The organism is Streptomyces sp. NPDC014801 (assembly GCF_043082085.1).
GTDB lineage: Bacteria > Actinomycetota > Actinomycetes > Streptomycetales > Streptomycetaceae > Streptomyces.
The window spans coordinates 56929-78877 of sequence record NZ_JBIBXG010000003.1 but is presented as its reverse complement, the minus strand read 5'-3'; the positions used below and the strand labels follow the sequence as shown (position 1 = coordinate 78877).

Sequence of the window (21949 nt, the reverse complement as noted above, 5' to 3'; positions counted from 1 at the left end):
GCCGCGCCGGGTCATGGGGCCGCTGTACGCGGCCGGGTTCACCACCGCCTTCGGGGCGCACGGCATCGCCGCGAACCTCGGCGCCGCCGACGCGGACGCCGTCACCTCCCTGCTCGTCCTCGGCGGGCTGCTGGCCCTGTACGACGGCGCCGAGGTGCTGCTCAAGCCCCTGTTCGGCACGCTCGCCGACCGTGTCGGGGCACGTGTGGTGCTGCTCGGCGGACTGCTCGCCTTCGCCGCCGCCTCCGCGCTGTACGTCGCCGTGGACTCCCCCGGGTGGCTGTGGGCGGCGCGGCTCGGGCAGGGGGCCGCGGCCTCGGCGTTCTCCCCGTCGGCCTCGGCGCTGGTGTCCCGGCTGAACCCGGCGGCGAAGCAGGGGCGCGCCTTCGGCGGTTACGGCTTCTTCAAGTCCGTCGGCTACACGCTGGGCCCGCTGCTGGGCGGGGTGCTGGTGTGGGCCGGCGGGCTGCGGCTGCTGTTCGCGGTGCTCGCGGTGCTCGGCGCCGCCGTGGCCGCCTGGGCCTGGGCCGCCGTCCCCGTCGTACCGCCGCTGCCGAGGCGACGGCAGACCGTGCTGGACCTGGCGCGCCGGCTGGCCGATCCGGTGTTCCTGGTGCCGACGGCGGCGCTGGCCGGGGCGACGGCCGCGCTGTCGGCCGGGGTGGGTTTCCTGCCGGTGTCCGGGCGGGCGGCCGGGCTGGGCGCGGTGGCCACGGGGGCGGCGGTGTCGGTGCTGGCGGCCTGTGCGGCCGTGGTGCAGCCACGGGCCGGGCGGGCGCTGGACGCGGGGCGGCTGCGCGCGGGCCCCGGGCTGGGCGCGGGACTGCTGCTCGCGGCGGCCGGGCTGGCGTGCGCGATGCTCCCGGGGCTCGTGGGCGTGCTGCTCGCCGCGGCGCTGATCGGCGTCGGCACCGGCCTGATCACGCCGCTGGGGTTCGCCGTGCTGGCCGCCGGGGCGCCGAAGGAGCGGCTGGGGCAGACCATGGGCGCGGCCGAGCTGGGCCGGGAACTGGGCGATGCGGGCGGGCCGTTGCTGGTCGCCGCCGTCGCCTCGGCGGCGACCCTGGCCTACGGGTACGCCGCCCTGGCGGTGCTGCTGGCGCTCGGGCCGGTGCTCGCCCTCACCAGACGGGCACCGGCGCCCCGCGCTAGAAGTTGATCATGTGCCCGGCGAGTCCGTGGACCGCCTCCTTGACCGCCTCGCCCAGCGTCGGGTGGGCGTGGACGTTGCGGGCGACCTCGTGGACGGTCAGGTCCCACTGCTGGGCCAGGGTCAGCTCGGGCAGCAGCTCGGTGACGTCGGGGCCGATGAGGTGGCCGCCGATCAGCTCGCCGTACTTCGCGTCGCTGATCAGCTTGACGAAGCCGGTGGAGTCGCCGAGGCCGTGCGCCTTGCCGTTGGCGGTGAAGGGGAACTTCGCGACCTTCACGTCGTAGCCGAGGTCGCGGGCCTGGGCCTCGGTGTAGCCGAAGCTGGCGATCTGCGGCTGGCAGTAGGTGGCGCGCGGGATCATCGCGTAGTCCAGCTCCATGGTCTCCGCGTCCGCGATGGTCTCGGCGGCGACCACACCCATGGCCTCGGCGGCGTGGGCGAGCATCAGCTTGGCGGTGACGTCGCCGATCGCGTAGATGTGCGGCACGGAGGTGCGGCACCGGCCGTCGACGTCGATCGCGCCGCGGTCGGTGACCTTGACGCCGGTGTTCTCCAGGCCGTAGCCCTCGACGTTCGGGGCGAAACCGAGCGCCTGGAGCACCTTGTCGGCCTCCAGCACCCGCTGGGAGCCGTCCTTGGCGGTGACGGTGACGCGGACCTGCGGGCCGGACTCGTCGATGGCGTCGACCCGGGTGGAGGTGAGCACGTCGATGCCCAGCTTGCGGTACTGCTTGGCCAGCTCCGCGGAGACCTCGGCGTCCTCCAGCGGGGCCATCCGGTCCAGGAACTCGACGATCGTGACCTTCACGCCGTAGTTGTGCAGCACGTAGGCGAACTCGATGCCGATCGCGCCGGCGCCGGCGATGACGATGGACTGCGGGAGGTCCTCGGCGAGGATCTGCTCCTCGTAGGTCACCACGCGGGCGCTGCGCTTGGTGCCGGGCAGCAGCTTCGGGGTGGCGCCGGTGGCGATGATGCAGTTGTCGAAGCCGATCGTGCGGGTGTTGCCCTCGTAGTCGGTGACCTGGAGGGTGTGGTCGTCGACGAAGGAACCACGGCCGTCGAACTCCGTGATCTTGTTCTTCTTCATCAGGTAGTGGACGCCCTTGACCCGGCCGTCGGCGACGCGGCGGCTGCGGCGGAAGGCCTCGCCGTAGTCGAAGCTGATCGGGCTGTCGGACTTGATGCCGAAGGTCTTCGCCTCACGGGTGACGATGTGCGCGAGCTCGGCGTTGCGCAGCAGCGCCTTGGTGGGGATGCAGCCGACGTTCAGGCAGACGCCGCCCCAGTACTTCTCCTCGACGACGGCGACGCGCTTGCCCAGCTGCGCGGCGCGGATCGCGGCCACGTAGCCGCCGGGGCCCGCGCCGAGGACCACGACGTCGAAGCGCTCGTCCTGCTCGACCATGGGGGACTTCCTTTTCGGGATCGCCGTGAAAGTGCTGTCCCACGGATTGTTTCTCCCCGGACGCCTTGCCGCCACGCCGATCGCGGATCTCACCCGCAGGACGGGTGTGATCTTGGTCCTTGCGGCCACAGCGGCGCTGTCGGTGGCGGGTGACACAGTGAGCCCATGGAGATCGACTGCTTCTGGGCGCTCGTGGAGGAGTCCGGGCGCCGCGCGCCCGGCCGCGACGAGCGCCTGGCGTGGCTGCGGCAGGAGCTGTGCCGCAGACCGGCCGAGGAGATCGTGGGCTTCCAGACGTGCCTGGACGCGGTGACCGAGGAGGCCTTCACCTGGGAGGTGTGGGCGGCGGCGGACCACATCCTCGGCTGGTGCTCGGACGACGGGTTCACCGACTTCCGGCTGTGGCTGGTCGGGCTCGGACGGGACGTCTTCGACCGGGCGGTGGCCGATCCGGACACCCTGGCCGGGACGGCGGAGATACGGCGGCTGGCGCAGGAGTGGCCGCGAGGCGGCGGCGACGAGGCGCTGCTGCCCGAGTGGGAGTGCCTGGACTACGTCGCCATGGAGGCCTACGCCCTGCGCACCGGCGGCGGCGACGCGTGCGAGGAGGCGTTCCACGACGCCGTGGACGCGGGCGGCGGGGGGTGTGATCCGGGGCGGGAGCCGCGGGGCACGCGGTGGGACGTGCGCGACCCGGTGCGACTCGCCCGGCGGCTGCCCCGGCTCGGCGCGCTCCTTCCCTCCACGCACGGCTCCCTACGGTGAGCCCCGCGTCCTTCCGAGCCGTGGGCCCCGGCCGGGGGCGTGGTCGGCCGGGGGCGCCGGGTCAGTCCGTTGCCGTGGGCCGCCGTGCCGTCGTCATCGCGTGGTCGAGGCCGGTGAGGGGGCGCAGGCGGTAGGTGTAGGCGTAGGCGCGGTCGGCGAAGAGTTTGTACGCGTCGTGGGTGTGGGCGCCCCAGCTGTTGTCGCCGCCGACGCCCATCTGCCGGTGGTTGACGCGCAGCACGACCTCCTTGCGCGGGGTGAGCTGGTAGTCGTGGCGCACGCCGAGGGAGAGATCCTCCGGGGTGAAGTGGGAGGCGTTGAGCTCGATCAGCGGCTCCCCCGCGACCAGCAGGCCGCGGCCGTCGCCGTCGGTGAGGGCCGCCCAGCGCACGTCCGTCTTGTTGCCGTTCTCCTGGGGGCGGATGTAGGAGGTCCACTGTCCCGAGACGGTCCCGGAGTACAGGCCGACGTCGGTGCCGTCGTTGCGGTCCCAGTAGTTCTCCTCGGGGCCGCGGCCGTAGTAGTGGAGGTGCTCGTACCGCTCCGGCAGGAACAGCATCGTGCCGACCTCCGGGATGTACGGCAGGTTCGCGGCGCCCGGGCGCAGGGTGTGGTCGACGCGGATCTCGCCGTTGCCGAAGACGGTGTAGGTGGTGGTGTACGCCGAGGCCGTCGTGGTGGGCAGGGTGCCGGCCACCTCGATCTCGACGGCACGGTCGCGCAGGGGGCGCACGGTGACGCCGGTGACCGTGCGGCGGGCGCCCGCGTCGCGCCAGGTCTGGTTGCGGGTGTGCTGGCCGTTGCCGCGGTCGTTGTCGGTGGGGGCGCGCCAGTAGTTGGGCACCGGACCCGAGGTGAGCAGGCGCAGGCCGGCGGCCTCGTAGGTGGTGATCAGGCCGGTGCGCTTGTCGACGGCGACGGTGAGGTCCGCGCCGGTGACCGTGACGGCGGTCGCCGTCTCGGTGTGGCGCAGCGCCGGGACGGAGGCCAGCGGGGCGGGGGTCACGGCGGGGCTGCCGGCGTCGAGCGGGATCTGCTGCCGGGCCACCTCGAAGCCGGCCTTCGCCCAGGGGGTGGCCTCCTTGGTGGTGAAGGACAGCTGCAGGAAGTACTCGGTGCCGGGCGCGGGACGGGCCGGCAGGGTGAACGGCACGGTGATGTCCTTGTGCGCGAGCGGCGCGAGGTCCAGCTGGTCGCGCGTGAGCCGCCCCTTCTGGACGACCTTGCCGTCGGCGACGAGTTCCCAGCGGCCGTCGAACTCCCTGACGTTGGTGAACAGGTACTCGTTGGTGAGGGTCACCCGGCGCTGGTCGCCGCCGGCCGGGGCGGCGTTGATCGCCTGGTGGATCCGCTTGATCTCGGCGGCCTTGCCGGTGTGGGCGCGGTCGGCGGTGACGATGCCGTCGGCGACGAAGGCCCCGTCGTTCGGGTTGTCGCCCCAGTCGCCGCCGTAGGCGAAGAACGTCTTGTCCTTCACCGTGCGCTCGGTGACGCCGGCGGTGGCCGCGTCGAACCAGAACCGCACCCCGGCGTCGTCCGGCCGGCGGTCCTCATCGGAGAGTTCGGCGGCGCTCAGCGCGCGGGCGTAGACCCGGGCGCGCCGGATGGTGCCGCTGAACTCGCGCGTCGGGTTGTCCACGTCGGTGGCGAGCGCGAGGGGCGCGGTGGTGCTGCCGGGCCGCCCGGTGGTGGTGCGGGTGGCCCGCGCCACGCCGTCGACGTACAGGGTCAGCGTGCCCGCGTCCGCGTCGAAGACGCCGGCGGCGTGGTGTTCGCGCCCGGTCCAGTCGGCGGGCACCGCCCAGCTCACGGTGAACCACTGCCCGCCGCCGTGGATGAAGAACTCCAGCGTGCCGTCGGACTGCTTGAGCGCGTACTGGGTGTCGCCCTTGGCGAGGATCGGCTGGTGGTAGCCGGTGACGTGCGGGGTGAACCACGCCTCCAGGGTGAGCGAGCCGGTGAGGTCGAGGCGGTCGTCGCGGGCGAAGACGGTGCCTCCGCTGACGCCCTTGCCCCGCTCGAAACGGCCGTGGGCGGGAAGGATCTCGCCGCGCAGCCGGCCCGGACCGGTCTCGGTCAGCAGCGTGCGCGGGGGCGTGGGCCAGCTCAGCGACTGGTCGACGAAGTCCCAGATCCAGCCGCCCTGCAGCACGTCGTAGCGGCGGACCAGGTCCCAGTACTCCTTGAAGTTGCCGTTGGAGTTCCCCATCGCGTGGCAGTACTCGATCATGACGTACGGCCGGGTGTCGGCGGTGTCCTTGGCGCGCTGCTCGACGCGGGCGGGGCTCTCGTACATCTCCGAGCGGATGTCGCTGACGCCGGGCCGGTCGTCGCCCTCGTACTGGATGACGCGGGTGGGGTCGTAGGAGCGGATCCAGTCGTGCATGGCGGAGAAGGTGCTGCCGCCGCCGGCCTCGTTGCCGAGGGACCAGATGACGACCGAGGCGTGGTTCTTGTCGCGGTGCACCATGTTCTGCGCGCGGGCGACGCAGGCGGCGGTCCACGCGGGGTCGCTGCCCGGGTACTGGCCGCGGACGCCGTGCGTCTCCAGGTTGGTCTCGTCGACCAGGTACAGGCCGTACTCGTCCGCGAGTTCCAGCCACTGGGGGTTGTTGGGGTAGTGGGAGGTGCGGACCGAGTTCATGTTCATCCGCTTGATGATCCCGATGTCGCGCACCAGGTCGGCGCGGGTGAGCGCGGTGCCGCGCTCGGGGTGCATCTCGTGGCGGTTGGTGCCGCGGAAGGTCACCGGCTGCCCGTTGATGCGCATCAGACCGTCCTTGAGCGCGAACTCGCGCAGGCCGACGCGGTGCGAGAGGGTCTCGGTCACCTTCCCCGAGGCATCGCGCAACTGCAGGACGGCGGTGTAGAGATACGGCCGCTCGGCCGACCACAGCCGCGGCTCGGGTACGGCTCTGGAGGCCCGCACGGTGAGTTCGCCGCCGGAGCCGAGGTCGGCGCTCTGCTGGAGGGGGCGGGGCCACACGGGGTGGCCGCCGGCGTCGTACAGCATGGTCTCGACGGTGTACCGGCCGCCGCCCTCGCCGCCGTAGTCGCGCACGCTGGCGGTGACGCTCAGCTCCGCCGACCGGTATCCGTCGCCGAGCGGGGTGTCCAGCTTGAAGTCGCGCAGGTGCACCTGCGGTGTGGCGAACAGGTAGACCGAGCGGAAGATGCCGCTCAGCCGGATCATGTCCTGGTCCTCCAGCCAGTCGCCGTCGGAGTAGCGGTAGACCTCGACGGCGATCTGGTTGGTGCCGGGCTTCAGGTGGTCGGTGATGTCGTACTCGGCCGGGGTGTAGGAGTCCTCGTGGTAGCCGGCGAGCTGCCCGTTGATCCACACGTAGTGGGCGGACTTGACGCCCTCGAAGTGCAGGAAGACCCGCCGGTCGGCCCAGTTCGCCGGGACGGTGAAGGTGCGGCGGTACTGGCCGACGGGGTTGTAGCGGGTCGGCGCGGCGGGCGGCTGCGGGTTCTCGCCGAGGCCGTTGGGGCCCCAGTAGGGGTAGGTGATGTTGACGTAGATCGGGAAGTCGTGGCCGTGCAGCTGCCACACGGAGGGCACGGGGATGGTCTCCCAGTGCCGGTCGTCGAGATCGGTGCGGTGGAAGTCGACGTCCCGGTCGTCGGGCCGGTCGGCGTAGGCGAACTTCCACGTCCCGTCGAGGCTCATCCGGTACGGCGAGGCGGTGCGGTCCGCCCGGAGCGCCTGGGCGAGGGTCGCGTACGGCATGAGCGTGGTGTGCGGGGGCTCGGTGCCCACCTGGAACAGGGCCATGTTCCCGTTCCACTCCGGCCGCTCGTCCGCGGCCGTGCGCGGGCCGGCGGCGTGTGCCGCGGCGGACGGCCCGGACAGGGCGAGCGCGCCGAGTACGGCGGCGGAGGACTCCAGCAGACGGCGGCGGCTGACGACCGCGCGCTCCGGGCGGGCGGACGGGGACGCGTTCGGGTGCGGGTGCGGCATGACCGTGGCCTTCCTCGGGGCGACCGTGGACTGCACGTCGCTGACGCGGGCGGGCTGAGGGTGCGTCAGTTTGTGTTCGTTGCTGTTGAGTGCGCGGAGCGAGGGCTCACGCACTGCCGCACGATGCGCAACTGAGGGTGACCGTGCGGCTGCTGAGCCACGGTCACCCTAGAACCCGAACACAGTCCGATCAATGATTCTGTCGGAGTTTGTGTGTTCCTGATGGGCGCACGTCGCCCACTTCGCCCATCAGGATCCGCCACGGCAGCCGCCTGCCAGGGGGTGTCTCGTCGATCAGGCCCCTAGGCCTCCAGCTCGGCCTTCACGCCGTTGAGGGTCGCCTCGATGCCGGTGCGCAGCAGGGCGAGCCGGCCGGCGACGATCTGCTCCTCGCGCTCGGGGTACTTCTCCACGAAGTCCTGCAGCGGGCCACGGCCGGGACCGATCCGCATGCCGTGCCGAAGCCGGGTACCGGACCCGCCGGCGGTGGCCTCCAGGGTGTAGGTCCACACGGCCAGCGCGTCGCCTTCCCGGTCGTGCCGGTAGACCACCTCCCAGCCGAAGGCGCGCGGCTCGTCCATCACCGAGATACGGCTGACGGTGGTCCACTCCCCCAGGTGCTCATTGCGGTTGCGGCCGGCGAAACAGCAGCCGACGGCCGGCCCCGGGGCCCCGTCCAGCCACTCCACCTCCTGCAGTTCGGGGCTGTACTTCACGGACGTGCCGATGTCCGAGACCAGCCGCCACACCCGCTCGGGCGCGGCATCGATCTCGATCTCGCACTCCACCCCGGGCCTCTCGGCAAGACGCATCGCTCAACCTCCACACAACGAACCGACTCAGGCACCCCGCGGCCCGCGGACGATCGCGGGCCGCGGGGGGCCCGGCCAGGCTAATCCACGGGGGTGGAAGGGGAGTTGACGAGGGGCGGCCTTCGGTCAGGGCTGGGTGAGGAGCGTCTCGATCGAGCCGTCGGAGGTCTCCTTGCGCCAGGGGTACTCGCAGACCATCTTGTCGACGGGCGGGGCGTCCTTGATGACGGTGCGCTGCGGGTAGTCGCGGCACTTGTGGTGCTGGGCGTACTTGGGGCAGCTGCCGTCGGGCTTGCGGAACTGGTGCGCCTGCCAGGCCAGGGTGCCGGCGAGCTTCTCCTGCGGCAGGGTCGGCAGGTACTGGTTGCTGAAGAACGAGCCGATCATCCCGCCGGCCAGAGCGAGCGCGAGCAGCGCGCCGACGGCGGTGAAGCCGCGGTGGCGCGCGTCGGCCGCGGCGCCCGCCTGGGCCCTGACGTGCGGCGCGAGCTTGCGCACGGCGAGGACGCAGGCCAGCACGGCGAGGGCGGTCAGGGTGACCTGGATCTGCATCATGGTCCGCGGGAAGAGCTGCACCTGCTGGTCGGCCTCCATGTGCCCGGCCAGCCAGAACCGGATCAGCCAGGCGCTGCCGAAGCAGGCGAGCGGCGCGATCACCACGACCTGGCGCAGCCCGATCGCGACGGCGACCCCGAGCCCGATCAGGGCGAGCACGGCGTAGGTGTGCAGCCCGGCGAACTCGCCGAAGCCCGGGTACTCCCCCGGTTCGTCCCAGGCACGGCCGGACAGCGGGGTCGTCCCGATGTACGCGGGCTCGGTCAGGGTGTAGCCGGAGCACCACTGGTCCCGGGTGCCGGTGGCGCTCAGCAGGACGCGCAGATAGACGCCGGCCACCAGCAGGAACCCGGTGAGGGTGCTGCCGAGGAACAGCAGGGCGCGCGCGGGCCGGTCACGCCAGGGGAAGCACAGCAGGACGGCGACGAGCGCGCCCGGCAGGGACCACAGGTGCCAGCCCGAGTAGATCAGGAAGAGCAGTCCGAACAGCACGCCGAGGAAGGTGCCGCGCGCGAGGAGCCCGCGGGTGGAGAAGCGGGGTGCGGCCCGCAGCCACATCAGCAGCTTGGCGATCAGCGGCACCAGGACCACGAGGACGAACGGGCTGTACGGCTTGTGCGGCAGCGTCTGCTGCAGCGCGGGCAGCAGTCCGACGGCGAGCGCGGGCAGAGGGGACAGACACGACCGCCAGGCCAGGTAGGCCGCGGGCCCGGTCAGCGCGACGAACGCGATGAACAGCCACTTCAGGCCGAAGGCGGGCTGCCCGCCGAGGATGCCGGCCTTGGCGGCGAACCCCAGGATGTAGGGCACGGCCGGCGGGTAGAAGGCGTGCATCGAGCCGGTGTGCAGTACTTCCTCGGCCCAGGCCAGGATGCGGTTGTTGTCGCCGTAGGGGCCGTTGATCGGCCAGGGGGTGCCGCGCAGCGCGAAGACCTGCCCGGCGCCGAGGAACCCGGTGCTCAGACCGGCGACCGCGGCCGCACCGAGCCGGACGGCCGAGGACCGCACGCGCTCGCCGCCGCGCACGGTCGCCCATCCCACGGCGGCGAGGAGGACCAGCAGGAGGAGGGCGAGGCGGAACTGAAGGTCCGACAGGCCGCTGACCTGACCGACCCGGGTGACGGGGCTGTTGCCCACGCTCAGCCCCCAGTAGGTGAAGCCCAGGGCGGTCACCAGGCTGACGAGGACCTCGCCGGTCGCGGGCCACCAGGGCCGCAGCAGGAGCCGGGCCCGGTTTTCGAGGCCGGGTCGGGCGACGGGCCGGGGTCTCGCGGGCGTGACCGGGGCGGCCGCCGTGTCGGGCGCGGCTGTGTTCACGGTTGTCTCCAGGGCAGCGCCGGCCTCGGCCGGCCGCGGCGGGCGTGTGCGTGTGCACGGTGAGGAGCCGGCGCCCACGGCGGACGCCGACGATGCGGGGATGGTCGTCGGAGAGGGGGCGGGGAAAGGGCCGGTGGCCCGTCGTTCACCCGCCGCGCCGGTTCGCCGCGCCGGTGACGCGGCCCGCCAGCTTCTTCAGCCGGGACAGCCTCGACGGGGGCGGGGGCACCGGCTTGATCCGCAGGACGAGCTTGCCGTCCTGCGGGCCGAGGCTCACGGTGTGCGGGCGGCCGCCGTCCGCTCCGAGCGGCAGGACGTGCCGCTCGGAGCTCCGTGCCACCTCGTGTCCGAGGGCGCCGCCCAGGCCTCCGCCTGCGGAGACACCGTGGGCGGTGCAGCGCAGGGACACCTCCCAGGCGCCGGGTTCGAGGGGGTTTCCCCCGTCGGCGGACGCGACGTCGATCGCCGCCCGGAAGCCGGAGCGGCCGTAGTCGTAGGTCTCCTTGCCGCGGCTCACCGTCAGGTACGGCGACGGCACGGCCTCGGCGACGAGGGCGATCTCCCGCCGGGTCACGGGGTGGCGCAGCACGATCGACGTGGTCAGGTCGTCGGTGTCGACCTGGTCGAGGTAGGCGTAACCGGACAGGGCGACGACGCCGCCCGTCCAGGTGATCCGGTCGACGCGGCGCCGGGGGCTGACGGCGAGCACCGCGCCGGTGATGTCGCACAACTCGTCGTAGGCGGCGGAGGATTGCGGCGGGTACGGTGCGGCCGCGTACAGCCGGCCGTCCCGGATCCGTGTCTTGCCGGGCCGGCCGGCCAGGTCCCACTCGACGACCCGGGCGAGTTCGTCGAGGAGCCCTTCGGCCAGGCAGTGCGCCCGCAGCCGCTCGGCCACGTCCAGCTCCGCCCGCACACCCGGGGTGACCCACTCCCTCGCGTACGGCGCGGCCAGCGCGGCCAGTTCCTTGCGGCCGGCCTCGTCGGCGTCGAGGTAGCGGCGGTCGAAGCGGCGCAGCAGCTCGGCCTTGACGTGCCGGGTGACGAGCCGGTCCCGCAGCGTGCCGGGCTCGGTGAGGCTCTTGACGAGGTCGACCATCTCCGCGGCCTGGGCGACCATCGTCGGGTAGTCGAGGCCGCCGTGCGTGATGTTGCCCTTGTCGCCGCGCCCGACGAGGTAGTAGCAGTCGTAGTCGGCGAGGATCGAGATGACCTTGCTGTGCAGGTAGGCCCGGGCGACGAAGTGCTGGTCCTCGCTGATCCGCATGTGCTCCGGGAAGCGGATGTGGTGCTCTTCGATCACCCTGCGCCGGAACAGCTTGAACGGCATCAGCGAGTAGTAGACGGCGGCCGGGTCCGCGCGGTCCACGGTTCTGGCGAAGACCTGGCGCACCTCGGGGCGTATCGCCCGGCCCACGCCCACGAACTTGGCCAGCACGGTGTCGGCGCCGTTCTTCTCGGCCAGGGCGACGAGGCGTTCCAGGGCTTCCGGGCCCAGGCAGTCGTCGCCGTCGAGGAAGAAGACGTAGCGGCCGCTCGCGTGGTCGAGGCCGACGTTGCGGGGCCGGCTCGGGCCGCCGGAGGCCTCCTGGTGGACGACCGTCACCCGGAAGGCCTGCTCCTCGGCCCAGGCGTCCAGGACCTCACCGCTGCCGTCGGTGCTGCCGTCGTCCACGGCGACGACCTCGAGGGCGTCCGTGCCGATGGTCTGCCCGGCCACCGAGGCCAGGGTCTGCCGCAGGTAGGGCAGGGCGTTGTACACCGGTATGACGACGGAGACCGTCGGCAGGCGCACGTCATCCATCGACAGGATCCCCCCAGAGAATGCGCAAAGAACAGGAGCAGAATAGGGGTACCTGTGTGGCTGGTGTGAAGAGGGAGGGGGGAACTGGGCCCTTCGTCAGCCCAACTGGCGGGTGAACGCCTCGTATGCGGGAGTGTCGAAGAGGACGAAGCGGATTTCCTCCGCCGTCGTGGGGGTGGAGCGGACCGTTTCCAGGGCGATGCGGGCCGCGTCGTCCATGGGCCAGCGGTAGACGCCCGTGGAGATGGCGGGGAACGCGACCGTTCTCGCGCCGAGTTCGCCGGCCACGCGCAGGGACTCGCGGTAGCAGGAGGCCAGCAGGGGCGAGCGGTCCTGCTCGGCCGAGTACACCGGGCCGACCGTGTGGATCACCCAGCGGGCGTCGAGGTTTCCGGCCGTGGTGGCGACCGCCTGGCCCGTGGGCAGACCTCTGCCGTACCGGGAGGCGCGCAGCCTGCGGCACTCCTGAAGGATGGCGGGGCCGCCGCGGCGGTGGATGGCGCCGTCGACTCCGCCGCCGCCCAGCAGCGAGGAGTTGGCCGCGTTGACGAGGGCGTCGGCGCGCTGCCGGGTGATGTCGCCCTGGACCAGGGTGATGGCGGTCATTCCTGCCTCAGTCTCCTCCACACGGCCTTGGCCGCGTTGTGCCCCGCCATGCCGTGCACGCCCGGGCCCGGCGGGGTGGCCGACGAGCAGATGAAGACGGCCGGATGCGGGGTGGTGTACGGGAACAGGGACAGTTTCGGGCGCAGCAGCGTCTGCAGGCCCACCACCGCGCCGGAGGCGATGTCACCGCCCACGTAGTTGGCGTTGCGGGCGGCGAGTTCGGGCGGGCCGGCGGTGGCGCGGGCGAGGATCCGGTCGCGGAACCCCGGGGCGAAGCGCTCCAGTTGGCGCTCCAGGGCGTCGGTGAGGTCGCCCCTCCAGCCGTTCGGGACGTGGCCGTACGCCCAGAAGACGTGCCGGCCGGCGGGCGCGCGGGTGGGGTCGACGACGCTCGGCTGCACGGTGATCATGAACGGCCGGTCGGGGGCGCGGCCCTCGCGGGAGGCCGCGCGCAGCGCCGCGCCGATCTCCGCGCTGTCCGCGCCGATCTGGACCGTGCCGGCGGCGCGGGCCTCCTTCGCGGTCCACGGGACCGGGCCGTCCAGGGCGTAGTCGATCTTGAACGCGCCGGGGCCGTACCGGTAGCCGTCGTAGTACCGGCCGAACCCGGCGATGCGGGCCAGGGCGGTGGGCGAGGTGTCGAAGACGTAGGCGCGGGCCGGGGGCAGGTCGTCGAGCCGTTTGACCTCGTAGTCGGTGTGGATCTCGCCGCCGAGGTCCCTGAGGTAGGCGGCGAGCGCGTCGGCGATGGCCTGGGAGCCGCCGCGGGCGAGGGGCCAGCCGCGGGCGTGCGCGGCGACCGCGAAGACCAGGCCGATCGCGCCGGTGGCGAGGCCGTTGAGCGGGGCCATGACGTGGGCGACTAGCCCGGCGAACAGCGTCTTGGCCTTCTCGTCGCGGAAACGGCGGGTCAGCCAGGTGGACGGGGGCAGGCCGGCCAGGCCGAAGCGGGCGAGCGTGACCGGGTCGCGGGGCAGCGCGGTCAGCGGCAGGGACATGAAGTCCCGCACGAGCGTGTCCCACTTGTGCAGGAAGGGCTCCACCAGCCGCCGGTAGGCGCCGGCGTCGCGCGGCCCGAAGGACGCGGCGGTCTCGGCGACCGAGCGGGCCAGCACCGCCGCGCTGCCGTCCGGGAACGGGTGCGCCATGGGCAGCTCGGGGTGCAGCCACTGAAGTCCGTAGCGCTCCAGCGGCATGGCGCGGAACGCGGGCGAGTTGACGGCGAGGGGGTGGGCCGCGGCGCACGGGTCGTGCCGGAAGCCGGGCAGGGTCAGCTCCTCGGTGCGGGAGCCGCCGCCGACGGTGCCGCGAGCCTCGAACAGGGCGACGGAGAAGCCGCGGCGGGCCAGCTCCACGGCAGCGGTCAGTCCGTTCGGCCCCGCACCCACCACGACCGCATCGAGCATCGACGGCACCTTCGGACCCCTTCGTCAGCCGACGGCCTGCCTGAGGGGATCAGGATATGCCGGGGCACCGACAGGCCCGGCCCCGCGGTCGCCTCCGGCGGCACCACGACCGGTCCTTCGGGCCGCCGGGCGGGACGGCGTCGCCTCCGCGGTGCACGTCCTCATGCGTACGACGTCGCTTGCGTGGTGCGCGTCCTCATGCGCGCGACGTCCCTCCGTGGTGCGCGTCCTCGTACGCGCGACGTCCCTCCGCGGTGCGCGTCCTCATGCGCGCGGCGTCGCCTCAGCGATCCATCCTCACGCCCCCGCGGCCAGCAGCCCCCGTATCCGGCGGGCCGTCGTCTCGTCGCGGGCCGCGGTGAACGGCAGGGCGTTGCCGCCGGTGATGCGGAACGGTTCGCCGGTGACGGTCAGGTGGGCGCCGCCCGCCTCCTCGACCAGCAGCAGGCCGGCCGCGTGGTCCCACGCCGCCTCCCACGAGAACGCGACGGCATCGCACAGGCCGCGGGCGACGGCCAGGTACTCCAGGCCGGCCGAGCCGCAGGGGCGCGGGGCGACCCCCGGCACGCGCAGGCCGAGCAGCGCGCGCTTCTGCTCGTCGGTGGTGTAGTCGGGGTGCGAGGTGGCGACCTCCAGGTCCCGGCCGGGGGCGGGCGGCCCGGCCAGCAGCCGCTGTCCGTCGAGGTGGGCGCCGCCGCCCCGGACCGCGGTGGCGAACTGGCCGCGCGCGGGCGCGTACGTCCACGAGGCGCGCAGCACACCGCCCTGGGCGAGCGCGACGAGCGTGCAGAAGCCGTCGTCGCCGTGCACGAACTGCCGTGTGCCGTCGACGGGATCGACGATCCACACCGGTGCCTCGCCGCGGATCGCGTCGTACGTCGCCGGGTTGGCGTGCACGGCCTCCTCGCCCACCACGACGGAGCCGGGCAGCAGGGCGCGCAGCGTCTCGGTGAGATACAGCTCGGCCTTGCGGTCGGCGTCCGTCACCAGGTCGTGCGGCCCGCTCTTGACGTCCACCTCGTGGTCGGCGAGCTGCCGCCAGCGAGGCATGATCTCGGCCGCGGCGGCCTCGCGGACCGCCTCCTCCACGTCGGCCGAGCGGCGGGCGAGAAACCCTTCGATGGTTCCCGTGTCTTCGATCATGTCTCCATCACAGCACGCGGCACTGACATTCCGATCCCGTCCGGTGCACAGCGGGTGGAATCGGCGTGAACGTGCGGAGCCGCACGTCCCGGCCCGTGCGCGGCCGGCCGTCGCCCACCCGCACGTCCGCCGTGTGCGCGGCCCGGCGGGTCGGCGCCCCGCCCGCACGTCCTGGCGTGCGCCGGTGGTCACCGACCCACCGCGTACCCCTGCATCCCCCGGGGATTCGCCGCCGCCGACAGCACCCCGGTCTCCGGGTCCCGCGCGACCGCGCACAGCCGTCCCTCGGACCACGCCGGGCCGACGGTCACGTCGTGGCCGCGCCGCCGCAGCTCGTCGACGACCGCCGGGTCCATGCGGGACTCGACGGTGAGGGCCCCCGGGCGCATGGCGCGCGGATAGAAGGAGCCGGGGAAGGAGTCGTTGTGCCAGTTCGGCGCGTCGATGGCGCCCTGCAGGTCGAGCCCGCCCCGCACCGGGGACCGCAGGGCCGCGGCGAGGAAGAAGTGCAGCTGCCACTGGTCCTGCTGGTCGCCGCCGGGGGTGCCGAAGGCGAGGACGGGCACGCCGTCGCGCAGCGCGAGGGACGGCGTGAGGGTGGTGCGGGGGCGGCGGCCGGGCGTGAGGGAGTTCGGCAGGCCCTCCTCCAGCCAGGTCATCTGCAGCCGGGTGCCGAGCGGAAAGCCCAGTTCGGGGACGACCGGGTTCGACTGCAGCCAGCCGCCGCTGGGCGTGGCGGCCACCATGTTGCCCCAGCGGTCGGCGACGTCGAGGTGGCAGGTGTCGCCCCGGGTGGCACCGTCGGCGTTCACCAGCGGTTCGCCCGGCACCGGGGAGGTGCCCGGCTCGGCGACGGTGGGCTCGCCGACGCCCAGCGCGGCGAGCGGATCGGACCCCGGCTCGACCGTGGCGGCCACGCGCGCGTGCGCGCTCAGCCGCGGGGCGTGGCCGCCGGGGGCGCCCGGCCGCAGTTCGGTGGAGGCGCGGGCGCCGATGAGGGCGCGGCGGGCGGCGTTGTAGTCGTCCGACAGCAAGGCGTCCACGGGCACCTCGGCGGCGTCGCCGTACCAGGCCTCCCGGTCGGCCATGGCCAGCTTGCAGCCCTCGACGAGGAGGTGGACGTAGTCGGCGCTGCCGTACGGCGGCAGTTCGGGCGGGAGCAGCGCGAGCTGCTGGAGCAGGACCGGCCCCTGGCTCCACGGGCCGGCCTTGCAGACGGTCCAGCCGTTCCAGTCGTACGTCACCGGTGTCTCGTAGGTCGCGGACCAGCCGGCGAGGTCGGCGGCCGTGAGGGTGCCGGTGTGGCGTGCGCCGCTGGTGTCGAGCGTCGGCCGAGCCGCCTGCCGTACCAGCGCCTCGGCGATGAATCCGCGGCGCCACACCTCCCGCGCGGCGTCGATCACCGCCTCCCGGTCGCCCGCGCCGGCGGTCTCGGCCAGCAGCCGCTTCCAGGTGGCGGCCAGGGCCGGGTTGCGCAGCAACTCACCGGGCCGGGGCGCGCGGCCGCCGGGCAGATAGACCTCCGCGGACGACGTCCACTCGGTCTCGAACAGCCGCCGTACGCTCTCCACGGTCGCGCCGACGTTCTCCACGGGCGCGTGCCCGTGTTCGGCGTAGCCGATGGCGTACTTCAGGACGTCGGCGAGGGACTTGGTGCCGTGGTCGCGCAGCAGCACCATCCACGCGTCGAACGCGCCGGGCACGGCGGCGGCGAGCGGGCCGGTGCCGGGCACGAGGTCGAGGCCGAGCCCCCGGTAGTGGGCGACGGTGGCGCCCGCCGGGGCCACGCCCTGCCCGCACAGCACGCGCACCTCGCCGCCCGCCGGGGCGAGCAGGATCGGCACCTCGCCCGCGGGGCCGTTCAGGTGCGGCTCCACCACGTGGAGGACGAACGCGCCGGCCACGGCGGCGTCGAAGGCGTTGCCGCCGTCCTCCAGGACCGCCATGGCCGAGGAGGAGGCCAGCCAGTGGGTGGAGGACACCATGCCGAAGGTGCCCTGCAGGGTGGGCCGGGTGGTGAACACGGGCGCCTCCTGGGCTCGCGGTACGTCCGACGGGTGGATCGTACGGGCGTGATCACGCCCGGGGAACACGGCGGCCGCCCGCCGCGTTGATCTCTGCGGCAGGACGGGAGGTCCAGGCAGTGCACGGTGAGTACAAGGTGCCCGGCGGCAAGCTGGTCGTGGTGGACGTGGACGTCGAGGACGGCGTGCTGCGCCACGTGCGCGTGGCCGGGGACTTCTTCCTGGAGCCGGACGAGGCGCTGGACGCGGTGAACGCCGCGCTGGAGGGCGCTCCCGCGGACACCGGCGCGGCGTCTCTCGCCGCCCGGGTCGAGGCGGCGCTGCCCGAGGGCACCGTGATGTACGGGCTGACCTCGGAGGGCATCGGGATCGCGGTGCGCCGCGCGCTCGCGCACGCCACCGACTGGACGGACTACGACTGGCAGCTGATCCACGAGGGTCCGCAGTCGCCCGCGCTGCACATGGCGCTGGACGAGGTGCTGACCGCCGAGGTGGCCGCGGGACGCCGGCCGCCGACGCTGCGCGTGTGGGAGTGGGCCTCGCCCGCGGTGATCATCGGCAGTTTCCAGTCGCTGCGCAACGAGGTCGACGCCGAGGAGGCGGCCCGCCACGGTGTGGAGGTCGTGCGCCGGATCTCCGGCGGCGGCGCGATGTTCGTCGAGCCGGGCAACACGATCACGTACTCGCTGTCGGTGCCGGAGGCGCTGGTGCAGGGGCTGTCCTTCCAGGACAGCTACGCCTACCTCGACGACTGGGTGCTCGGCGCGCTCGGCGACATGGGGATCAGGGCCTGGTACCAGCCGCTGAACGACATCGCCACCGACCAGGGAAAGATCGCGGGCGCCGCGCAGAAGCGGCTGGTGGCCCCGCACGGTGGCTCGGGGGCGGTGCTGCACCACGTGACGATGTCGTACGACATCGACGCCGACAAGATGCTGCGGGTGCTGCGGATCGGGCGGGAGAAGCTGTCCGACAAGGGCACCAAGAGCGCGAAGAAGCGGGTGGACCCGCTGCGCCGGCAGACCGGTCTGCCCCGCGAGACCGTCATCGAGCGGATGATCGACTCCTTCCGCGCCCGCTACGGTCTGTCCGAGGGCAAGGTCACGCCGGAGGAGCTGGCCCGCGCCGAGGAGCTGGCCGCCACGAAGTTCTCCGCCCCGGAGTGGACCGCCCGGGTGCCGTGAGCATCCGGGAGCGGACGGCCGGGCGCCTTGCCCGCCGGGAGCGGACGGCCGGGCGCCGTGTGCGGCCGGGACCGGACCGCCGGGCGCCGTGAGCGATCGGGCGCAGTGCGCGGCCAGCCGCCGTGAGCGTCCGAGAGCGGACCGCCAGGCGCGTACGCGCCGGAACCGGACCGCCGGGTCCCGTGAGCGATCGGGCGTGGATCGCCGGGCGCCGTGCGGCCGAGAGCGGGCCGCCGGGGGCGCCGCGTGCGATCGGGTGTCGTGCGCGGCCGGGCGCCGTGCGTGGACGGGCACGGCAGGCTTTCGGTACAAGTCCGGCACCCACCGACCCGCCTGCGTCACCGCACCGGCACGGAGCGAGTTCGCCCTTCCGCCCCACAGGCAGTCATGTGACACTGTCGTCCCGTCCGCACTGCGGACACCCCTCGCCACCTCCCCCACGAGAAGTGCGCCGTGCGTTTGCTTCCTCTGCCGCTCGCCCTGACCGCGCGCCTGTCCCCGGTGGCCGTGCTCGCCACGGCCGGCTGGGCGCTGTCGTCCGGCCCGCTCGCCCCGCCCCCCGCCGCCGGGCACGAGCCGGCGCAGAACAAGACGGCCACCCAGTCGGCCTCCGCCCCCTCCACGTCGGCCGAGTCGCGCTCGTACACCACCGCCCCCGCGCCCTGCACCAGCATCAGCGCGAAGACGATCGGCGCGCTGGTGCCCGGCGCCAAGACCGCCGGCAAGGAGATCCCCTCGACCGACGTCAAGCTGCGCCGCACCTGCTCCTGGAACGCGCTGAAGGGGTACGACTACCGCTGGCTCGACGTCTCCTTCGAGGTGCTGGGCTCGGGCGACCAGGCACGCAAGTCGTACCAGGAGCGCACCACCGAGAAGAGCGGCGGCGGCCCCGTGCCCGGTCTCGGTGACGAGGCGTACTCGGTGGTGAACCTCACCACCGAGGACAAGCAGCAGACCCGCGAGGGCGAGGTGATCGCCCGCGCGGACAACGCCGTCGTGGTGGTCACCTACAACGGCAGCGACTTCGAGACGAAGAAGGCGCCGAGCACCGACGAGATCAACAAGGGTGCGATCAAGGCGGCCAAGGAGGCGATGGCCGCGCTGAAGGGCGGCCAGGCCGGCCAGGCCGGCTGACCGCCCCGGGCACCGCTCAGGCGGCGGCGCGGCGGCGCGGCAGCATCAGCGCCAGGTACAGCACCAGGGAGGTGGCCAGGCCCACCGCCCAGCCGTAGTCGGCCAGGCCGGCCAGCGCCGGGATCGGCCGGCCGTCGATCAGCGGGTGGAAGTCCGCGCCGCCGACAGCCAGCACCCCGCCCGCCGCGAAGGCGACGACGGCCCGCCAGTTCCAGCCGCGCCCGTACCAGTAGCGCCCCTCGGCCCGGTACAGGTCGGCGAGGTCGAGCCGGGCGCGGCGTACGATCCAGTAGTCGGCGACGAGGATGCCGGCGACCGTGCCGAGCAGCCCGCCGACCAGGCCGAGCCAGGTGAAGATGTAGCCCTGCGGGTCGGCGTACAGCTTCCACGGGCAGATGACCACGGCGAGCACGCAGGTGATCAGCGCCCCGGTGCGGAAACTCACCTTGCGCGGCGCCACGTTGGAGAAGTCGAACGCCGGGGAGACCAGGTTGGCCGCGATGTTCACGGACAGGGTCGCCACCAGTACCGTGACGAGGGCGTACAGCAGGCCGACGGTGCTGTCCGTCTTCGCCGCGAGCTGCACCGGGTCCCAGACCGGCTTGCCGTAGACCGCCTGCGAGCCGGAGGTGACCAGCACGGACAGGAACGCGAACAGGGTCATGGTGGTGGGCAGGCCGAGGGCCTGGCCCCAGGTCTGCGCCTTCTGGCTGCGGCCGTAGCGGGTGAAGTCGGGGATGTTCAGCGACAGCGTCGACCAGAAGCCGATCATGCCCATCAGGGAGGGTGCGAACAGCTTCCAGAAGTCGGCGCCCCAGCCCAGCTTCGAGGGCTGGTCGAACAGCGGGCCGAGACCGCCGGCCTTGTCGCTCATCCACCACAGCATCACGAACGCGCCGACCAGCACGAACGGCGCCGCCCAGTTCTCGAACCGGCGGATCGTCTCCATGCCGCGGTAGATGATGGCGACCTGGAGGACCCAGAAGAGGGCGAACGACAGCCACATGGTCCAGGGGTGGCCGCCGATGCGCGAGGCGTCCGACCAGCCGGACCCGATCAGCTTGCCGGCGAGGAAGTAGATGGCCTCGCCGCCGATCCAGGTCTGGATGCCGAACCAGCCGCAGGCCACCAACGCCCGTACGACGGCGGGCAGGTTGGCGCCGCGGATCCCGAAGGAGGCGCGCGCGAACACCGGGAAGGGGATGCCGTACTTGGGTCCGGCGTGTCCGGTGAGCAGCATCGGCACCAGCACGATCACATTGGCGAGGGCGATGGTGAAGACCGCCTGTTTCCAGTCCATGCCGACGGCGATCAGCCCGGAGGCCAGCGTCCAGGAGGCGGTGTTGTGGGCCATGCCGACCCACAGCGCGCAGAAGTTGTACGTCGTCCAGGTGCGCCGCCGGGCCGGAACCGGCAGCAGGTCCTCGTTGGCGTAGCGGCCGCTGGGCGGCGCGGAGTCGGCCGCGAGCTCCACGCGGCCGTCGGGCAGGGTGACTTGGGCGGTGGGCGGTATCGCGGTCGGTGCGGTCTCGGTCATGGCAGCCCCATGGGGTGAGGTGGGTCGGGGTGGGTGCGGGCACCGGCCCCTCCCCCCGGGGGCGGTGGGAGGGGCGACCAAGGGCGTGCGGGTGGGGGGTGGGTCAGGCGGTCAGGGCGGGGATGACGTGCTGCCCGTAGGCGTCGATGACGGCTTCCTGCGCGTCGTGCATGTCGTACACCGCGAACTGGTCGACGCCGAGGGCGCGCAGGGCCCGCAGCTTCTCGACATGCGTCTCGACCGGGCCGATCAGGCAGAACCGGTCGACGATCTCGTCGGGCACGAAGGCGGTGTCGGGGTTGCCGCTGCGCCCGTGGTGGGAGTAGTCGTAGCCCTGGCGGGCCTTGATGTAGTCGGTGAGTTCGTCCGGGACGGCCGCCGAGTGCTCGCCGTACTTGGCGACCAGGTCGGCGACGTGGTTGCCGACCATGCCGCCGAACCAGCGGCACTGCTCGCGGGCGTGGGCGAGCGCCTCGGGCGAGTCGTCGGCGGTGACGTAGGCGGGGGCGGCGACGCACACGGTCACCTGGGACGGGTCGCGTCCGGCGGCGGAGGCGGCGTCGCGCACCGCCTTGACCATGTACTCGGTCAGATACAGGTCGGCGAGCTGCAGGATGAAGCCGTCGGCCTCCTCCCCGGCCATCTTCAGCGCCTTGGGCCCGTACGCGGCCATCCACACGGGCAGCCGGGCGCCCGGCTTGATCCAGGGGAAGCGGACGACGGTGCCGCCGCCGAGGTCCGCCTCCTGTCCGCTGCCGAGGGCCCGGATGACCTTCATCGCCTCGCTGATCCGGGCGAGGGTGTTGGGTTTGCGGCCGGCCACCCGCATCGCGGAGTCGCCGCGGCCGATGCCGCACACCGTGCGGTTGCCGAACATGTCGTTGAGGGTGGCGAAGGTGGAGGCGGTGACCTCCCAGGTGCGGGTGCCCGGGTTCGTCACCATCGGCCCCACGGTCAGGTGCTCCGTGTGCGCGAGGATCTGGCTGTAGATCACGAACGGTTCCTGCCACAGCACGGCGGAGTCGAAGGTCCAGCCGTAGCGGAAGCCGTTGTCCTCCGCCCGTCTCATCAGGTCGACGACACGGGAGGCGGGCGGGTCGGTCTGCAGGACGAGTCCGAAGTCCATGGGCGCCACTC

15 protein-coding genes are annotated in these 21949 nt (G+C 73.1%); 4 read left to right on the top strand and 11 right to left on the bottom strand.

Annotated elements, in window-relative coordinates; genetic code table 11:
- The first annotated feature begins 13 nt into the window (after positions 1 to 13).
- On the top strand, positions 14 to 1159 hold the full coding sequence (locus ACF1AL_RS07090; RefSeq protein ID WP_391825714.1) for an MFS transporter: 1146 nt from the start codon (positions 14 to 16) through the stop codon (positions 1157 to 1159).
- Here the strand turns inward: ACF1AL_RS07090 and lpdA are convergent.
- The gene (gene lpdA / locus ACF1AL_RS07085; protein WP_391702028.1) at positions 1149 to 2561 is read right to left on the bottom strand and encodes a dihydrolipoyl dehydrogenase; all 1413 of its coding nucleotides are present in this window, start codon (positions 2559 to 2561) and stop codon (positions 1149 to 1151) included. The genes ACF1AL_RS07090 and lpdA overlap by 11 nt on opposite strands.
- Positions 2562 to 2726: 165 nt before the next feature.
- Between lpdA and ACF1AL_RS07080 the strand changes: the two genes are divergently transcribed.
- Positions 2727 to 3326, top strand: coding sequence for a DUF4240 domain-containing protein (locus ACF1AL_RS07080; protein WP_391825491.1), 600 nt, complete (start codon positions 2727 to 2729; stop codon positions 3324 to 3326).
- Positions 3327 to 3387: 61 nt separating this feature from the next.
- Here the strand turns inward: ACF1AL_RS07080 and ACF1AL_RS07075 are convergent, their stop codons facing one another.
- From ACF1AL_RS07075 to ACF1AL_RS07040, 8 genes are all read right to left on the bottom strand, one after another.
- Entirely contained in the window at positions 3388 to 7290 is a 3903-nt protein-coding gene (locus ACF1AL_RS07075; RefSeq protein ID WP_391825713.1) for a glycoside hydrolase family 2 TIM barrel-domain containing protein, read from the bottom strand.
- Between the two features lie 302 nt (positions 7291 to 7592).
- Entirely contained in the window at positions 7593 to 8102 is a 510-nt protein-coding gene (locus ACF1AL_RS07070; protein WP_391702022.1) for an SRPBCC family protein, read from the bottom strand.
- 126 nt (positions 8103 to 8228) lie between these two features.
- Complete coding sequence (locus ACF1AL_RS07065; RefSeq protein ID WP_391825490.1) at positions 8229 to 9974, bottom strand: hypothetical protein; 1746 nt, start codon at positions 9972 to 9974, stop codon at positions 8229 to 8231.
- A 145-nt stretch (positions 9975 to 10119) separates the two neighbouring features.
- Positions 10120 to 11778 carry a glycosyltransferase family 2 protein gene (locus tag ACF1AL_RS07060; RefSeq protein WP_391825489.1) on the bottom strand — a complete coding sequence of 553 codons (1659 nt, stop codon included), beginning with the start codon at positions 11776 to 11778 and terminating at the stop codon, positions 10120 to 10122.
- 96 nt (positions 11779 to 11874) lie between these two features.
- On the bottom strand, positions 11875 to 12384 hold the full coding sequence (locus tag ACF1AL_RS07055; RefSeq protein ID WP_391825488.1) for an O-acetyl-ADP-ribose deacetylase: 510 nt from the start codon (positions 12382 to 12384) through the stop codon (positions 11875 to 11877).
- Positions 12381 to 13790: a phytoene desaturase family protein gene (locus tag ACF1AL_RS07050; protein ID WP_386584136.1), complete on the bottom strand. Its 1410-nt coding sequence runs from the start codon at positions 13788 to 13790 to the stop codon at positions 12381 to 12383. The genes ACF1AL_RS07055 and ACF1AL_RS07050 overlap by 4 nt, the downstream gene beginning before the upstream one ends.
- A gap of 297 nt (positions 13791 to 14087) precedes the next feature.
- On the bottom strand, positions 14088 to 14933 hold the full coding sequence (locus ACF1AL_RS07045) for an inositol monophosphatase family protein (protein WP_391820833.1): 846 nt from the start codon (positions 14931 to 14933) through the stop codon (positions 14088 to 14090).
- A gap of 188 nt (positions 14934 to 15121) precedes the next feature.
- A complete protein-coding gene (locus ACF1AL_RS07040) occupies positions 15122 to 16957 on the bottom strand; it encodes a gamma-glutamyltransferase family protein (protein ID WP_391825487.1) in 1836 nt (611 codons plus the stop codon).
- A gap of 119 nt (positions 16958 to 17076) precedes the next feature.
- Here ACF1AL_RS07040 and ACF1AL_RS07035 point away from each other — a divergent pair, with 119 nt between their 5' ends.
- Both ACF1AL_RS07035 and ACF1AL_RS07030 read left to right on the top strand, forming a co-directional pair.
- The gene (locus ACF1AL_RS07035) at positions 17077 to 18141 is read left to right on the top strand and encodes a biotin/lipoate A/B protein ligase family protein (RefSeq protein ID WP_391825486.1); all 1065 of its coding nucleotides are present in this window, start codon (positions 17077 to 17079) and stop codon (positions 18139 to 18141) included.
- A 453-nt stretch (positions 18142 to 18594) separates the two neighbouring features.
- A complete protein-coding gene (locus ACF1AL_RS07030) occupies positions 18595 to 19275 on the top strand; it encodes a hypothetical protein (RefSeq protein ID WP_386417276.1) in 681 nt (226 codons plus the stop codon).
- A gap of 16 nt (positions 19276 to 19291) precedes the next feature.
- On the opposite strand, the gene ACF1AL_RS07025 is transcribed toward ACF1AL_RS07030, so the two are convergent.
- Both ACF1AL_RS07025 and ACF1AL_RS07020 read right to left on the bottom strand, forming a co-directional pair.
- Positions 19292 to 20812 carry an NCS1 family nucleobase:cation symporter-1 gene (locus ACF1AL_RS07025; protein ID WP_391820835.1) on the bottom strand — a complete coding sequence of 507 codons (1521 nt, stop codon included), beginning with the start codon at positions 20810 to 20812 and terminating at the stop codon, positions 19292 to 19294.
- A gap of 103 nt (positions 20813 to 20915) precedes the next feature.
- Positions 20916 to 21938 carry a TIGR03842 family LLM class F420-dependent oxidoreductase gene (locus ACF1AL_RS07020; RefSeq protein ID WP_391820836.1) on the bottom strand — a complete coding sequence of 341 codons (1023 nt, stop codon included), beginning with the start codon at positions 21936 to 21938 and terminating at the stop codon, positions 20916 to 20918.
- Positions 21939 to 21949: the final 11 nt, after the last annotated feature.

Bases quoted from the DNA above. Each gene is read 5' to 3' on its own strand.
- ACF1AL_RS07055 (WP_391825488.1), bottom strand. From the start codon at position 12,384: ATGACCGCCATCACCCTGGTCCAGGGCGACATCACCCGGCAGCGCGCC.
- ACF1AL_RS07075 (WP_391825713.1), bottom strand. From the start codon at position 7,290: ATGCCGCACCCGCACCCGAACGCGTCCCCGTCCGCCCGCCCGGAGCGC.
- ACF1AL_RS07020 (WP_391820836.1), bottom strand. From the start codon at position 21,938: ATGGACTTCGGACTCGTCCTGCAGACCGACCCGCCCGCCTCCCGTGTC.
- ACF1AL_RS07070 (WP_391702022.1), bottom strand. From the start codon at position 8,102: ATGCGTCTTGCCGAGAGGCCCGGGGTGGAGTGCGAGATCGAGATCGAT.
- ACF1AL_RS07025 (WP_391820835.1), bottom strand. From the start codon at position 20,812: ATGACCGAGACCGCACCGACCGCGATACCGCCCACCGCCCAAGTCACC.
- ACF1AL_RS07050 (WP_386584136.1), bottom strand. From the start codon at position 13,790: ATGCTCGATGCGGTCGTGGTGGGTGCGGGGCCGAACGGACTGACCGCT.
- lpdA (WP_391702028.1), bottom strand. From the start codon at position 2,561: ATGGTCGAGCAGGACGAGCGCTTCGACGTCGTGGTCCTCGGCGCGGGC.
- ACF1AL_RS07090 (WP_391825714.1), top strand. From the start codon at position 14: ATGGGGCCGCTGTACGCGGCCGGGTTCACCACCGCCTTCGGGGCGCAC.
- ACF1AL_RS07060 (WP_391825489.1), bottom strand. From the start codon at position 11,778: ATGGATGACGTGCGCCTGCCGACGGTCTCCGTCGTCATACCGGTGTAC.
- ACF1AL_RS07045 (WP_391820833.1), bottom strand. From the start codon at position 14,933: ATGATCGAAGACACGGGAACCATCGAAGGGTTTCTCGCCCGCCGCTCG.
- ACF1AL_RS07080 (WP_391825491.1), top strand. From the start codon at position 2,727: ATGGAGATCGACTGCTTCTGGGCGCTCGTGGAGGAGTCCGGGCGCCGC.